This is a genomic window from Megasphaera sp. DJF_B143, assembly GCF_900320625.1.
Taxonomy (GTDB): domain Bacteria; phylum Bacillota; class Negativicutes; order Veillonellales; family Megasphaeraceae; genus Megasphaera; species Megasphaera hexanoica.
This window is the reverse complement of sequence record NZ_ONTA01000165.1, coordinates 1-3679: the sequence shown is the minus strand read 5'-3', so window position 1 is coordinate 3679 and position 3679 is coordinate 1. Positions and strand designations below refer to the sequence as shown.

3 protein-coding genes are annotated in these 3679 nt (G+C 50.3%); 1 reads left to right on the top strand and 2 read right to left on the bottom strand.

The genetic code is table 11. From position 1 onward, the window contains the following. Nucleotides 1-110: 110 nt before the first annotated feature. Nucleotides 111-1415 (bottom strand): serine dehydratase subunit alpha family protein, encoded by a 1305-nt coding sequence (locus tag DBO31_RS04980; RefSeq protein ID WP_059076548.1) that lies wholly within the window; start codon nt 1413-1415, stop codon nt 111-113. 361 nt (nt 1416-1776) lie between these two features. Between DBO31_RS04980 and DBO31_RS04975 the strand changes: the two genes are divergently transcribed. Then, nucleotides 1777-3204 (top strand): aspartate ammonia-lyase, encoded by a 1428-nt coding sequence (locus DBO31_RS04975; RefSeq protein ID WP_150824585.1) that lies wholly within the window; start codon nt 1777-1779, stop codon nt 3202-3204. Here DBO31_RS04975 and DBO31_RS09280 read toward each other — a convergent pair. Next, nucleotides 3205-3679 (bottom strand): hypothetical protein (locus DBO31_RS09280; protein ID WP_159897764.1); only part of this gene is annotated, 475 nt, incomplete at its 5' end.

Here is a 3679-nt window from a genome sequence, read left to right as displayed (position 1 = left end):
CCGCAACAAAATGAGCAGCTGCCCATTTGTTGCGGCTTTACGTGTACGTGAGTTGTTTTATGAGATGACTGAACAATTATCTATAAGATTTTTAGATAGTTCTCTTGCTTTCACGCATCGAGTTTATTTTTATGGAGCATGATCTGCAGGATTTCCTTATCGGTCTGTTCCATACCTTTTTTGGCCAGTTCGCCAATATTGCGGATGGATTCATCGGGATTGTTGCTGACCAGGCCTTCACTACCGGTTACGCGGATATTGTGCAGGCTGAGCATGACTGCCCGGCAGGCGGCGTCGCAGGCTGTGGCAACTTTCAGGGTGCAGCTGTTGCCGGCGCCATCACATACCATACCGATATGGTCACCGGTCATGTTGGAAATGGTATCCTGCACGTCCTGGAATTTGCCTCCCAGGAGCCAGACCATGCCAGTAGCAGCTCCCATAGCGGCCGTGCCGCAGGCGCAGAGCGCGGAGAGTTTGGGAAGGAAGCTGTGAATGTAAATGGCCGTCATATGAGACATGGTAAGGGCCCGGATGAGCTGTTCCTTGGATGCCTTTACTTTCTGTGCCGTTACGACGACGGGAATGGTAGCCGTGATTCCCTGGTTGCCAGAACCGGAATTGGTCATGGCCGGAAGCGGGGCCCCTCCCATGCGGGCATCAGAAGCTCCGGCTGTCTTCATGATAATCATGTCCTGCAGGGCGTTACTAAGGAATCCCGTATGGATTTCTGATTTCATCGTATAACCGATGCAGTGGCCGTATTTTTCTGAAAGACCGACTTTGGATAATTCTTCATTTAATTTAGCGGCTTCTTCCATGAAGCGGATATCGTCAATGGGACATTCGGTTGCAAATTGATAGACATCCTTTAATGTCAGGTTGTTCAGGAACTGTTCTTCCGGAGAGATTTCGTCCCGGCTCATCGGCGGTGCTTCAAAGAGGACGGCATCGTCTTTTTCGATGCGCACGACATTGGTGTGATCGTCGGCAATGCAGACCCGTGCCGTATGGCCGCCACCATAGACTTTGGCTTCGGAATACAGTACATTGGGAACGTCGGCGATATCGACCGATACGAGCTTGTCAGCGACCATCTTTTTGCCCTTCCGTACGACGTCGGGAGACAAGCGTTTCAGTACTTGCAGACCGCCTTTGGGGTCACCGCCCAGTGCACCGACGGCTGCCGCGATGTACAGCCCCGGTGTTTCCGTTCCCGGCACGATGACGGCCATCCCGTTTTTCATCATGTTAGCCGATACCCTTGCTTCAATTTTTTCTACGGGCTGTCCCAGCTTTTCCGCAGCTACAGCCGATGCGTAGGCAAGCGATATCGGCTCCGTACACCCCGTGGCGGGTTTTACTTCTTTGTGCAGACAATCGACCATCTTTTCCCACATTTCTTCTAATTCCATGCAAATCGTCTCCTTTATAAAAACAAAATTTTAAGATAGACGTATCCTAATAAAATTATAAGGCAATCGGGAGACAATGTAAATGTTTAAAGTATTTAGAATCATATTCAATAAATATCACCATGCAATGGCTTGCAGGGAGTTCGTACGATGTATCGGTATATCTTGACAACCATTTCAAATAGCGTTAAGATATAGCTAAATTTCATAGGACGTGCGGCAAAGGCGCTGTTGGACATAGATCCGGCAGCGCCTTTTACTGTACCAGTTCCCATGAAATATGGATTTGTAAATTTTCATTAATTTCTTTATCACAAACATTGCATACTGTATACAACAGTGCGTGGCCAGGAGGGGTATCATGAGAACAGAACATGATTTTTTGGGAGAAATGAATGTGCCAGATGATGTATATTATGGCGTACAGACCATGCGTGCTTTGGAAAATTTCCATATTACAGGCAATCATCTCGACCCGGATTTCATTCATGCCATGGCGCTGGTCAAAAAAGCAGCCGCGCTGGCAAATATGAAGACAGGCCGTCTGCCGAAGAAAATCGGTACGGTACTGGTACAGGCAGCCGATGAAATCCTGTCTGGGAAATGGCTTGACCAGTTCCCGGTCGATCCTATACAGGGTGGTGCCGGTACATCGGTCAATATGAATATGAACGAAGTACTCTGCAACCGCGCACTGGAAATCCTGGGGCAGCCCAAAGGACGGTATGATATCGTATCACCGAATAATCATGCAAATATGGCCCAGTCCACGAACGATGTATTTCCTACGAGTATGAAGGTCTGCCTCATCCTCAAAGGAAAGAAACTGAACGAAGCATTGCGGTCTTTGGAAGCGGCTCTTCTTGATAAAGAAGAAGCCTTTAAAGATGTCATCAAGATGGGGCGGACCCACCTGCAGGATGCCGTACCGGTGACACTGGGACAGGAAATGGGGGCCTATGCATCGGCTGTACACCGGGGTCGCAAACGGATCAAGCGGTCTCTTGAAGGCGTACATACTATCAATATGGGTGGTACTGCCGTTGGTACCGGCCTCAATGCCGAACCTCAGTACATCCGGGGCGTTGCCAAAGAATTGTCCGGACTTACGGGGGAACTGTTTACGACGGCCAGCAATCTCATTGACATGACTAATAATACGGACGGCTTTGCTGAAGTATCGTCAGCCATGAAATGCACGGCTCTGGTGCTGATCAAAATGGCAAATGACTTCCGTCTCATGGCGTCGGGACCGCGCTGTGGCCTTAACGAACTGAAACTGCCGGCCCGTCAGCCCGGTTCATCTATCATGCCGGGTAAAGTCAATCCCGTCATGGCAGAAGTACTCGACCAGGCCTGCTATCAGGTCATTGGCAACGACTTGGCCGTCACCTTTGCTTCGGAAAACGGCCAGTTCGAACTCAATGTCATGGAGCCGGTCATGGCGTATAATCTTTTTAGTGCCATGCAGTGCCTGACGAATGCGATTTATGCGTTCATCGATAAACTGCTGAAGGGACTGGAAGCCAATCGCAGTCAATGCCAGTACTGGGTTGATCACAGTGTCGGCATCATTACGGCACTGCTGCCGCATATCGGCTATGAAAAGGCTTCCTTCCTGGCACGGGAAGCGTATGCAACCAAACGGCCCGTACGGGATATTATCCGGGAACATCATATCCTGACGGAGGAACAGATGGAACACATCCTGTCTCCCTGGGAAATGACGACTCCGGGCATTGCCGGTGCGGCCTGGATGGAAGCTTCACAGCGTAAAATCAGCGGCTGATTACCGTTCAATGTCCGTCGGGATGCGTTTATATGGCAATTTTTCCAGAATCTGGTCCATGGCCCGTCCCAGAATTTCATTGGGATCATTGAGGATAGAGGCTTCATCCCGTTCTGAGCCGCGGGAACTATAACTCTTCAGTGTCTGATCTTTGACATTGTAGGCATATACCCGCAGGTCATACCAGCATTCTGTGAAAAATTCGTCGTCATCATACCAGCCGCGGTATGCGTGATACTGCCGCCAGATCCAGGTCCGTACGACCGGGACGAGGACGACATCGGCTTTGTAGGATGCGGCCAGTCTTTGCATCGTATCTTCTGTTATGTCTTCCGGGGAAATCGTTTCCGTTGCATACTGGCGGTCCCAGTAGGGAAGGCGGAAGGGCTGGCGCAGACGCTGTTCCATGAAATGGGCAGGGTAACCGCCCTGGGTCGTACGGACCAGAAGGATTGTCCGTTCGTTGTCGAACCGT

Excerpts from the sequence above, each read along its gene's own strand:
- DBO31_RS04980 (WP_059076548.1), bottom strand. The coding sequence starts at position 1,415 with ATGGAATTAGAAGAAATGTGGGAAAAGATGGTCGATTGTCTGCACAAA.
- DBO31_RS04975 (WP_150824585.1), top strand. The coding sequence starts at position 1,777 with ATGAGAACAGAACATGATTTTTTGGGAGAAATGAATGTGCCAGATGAT.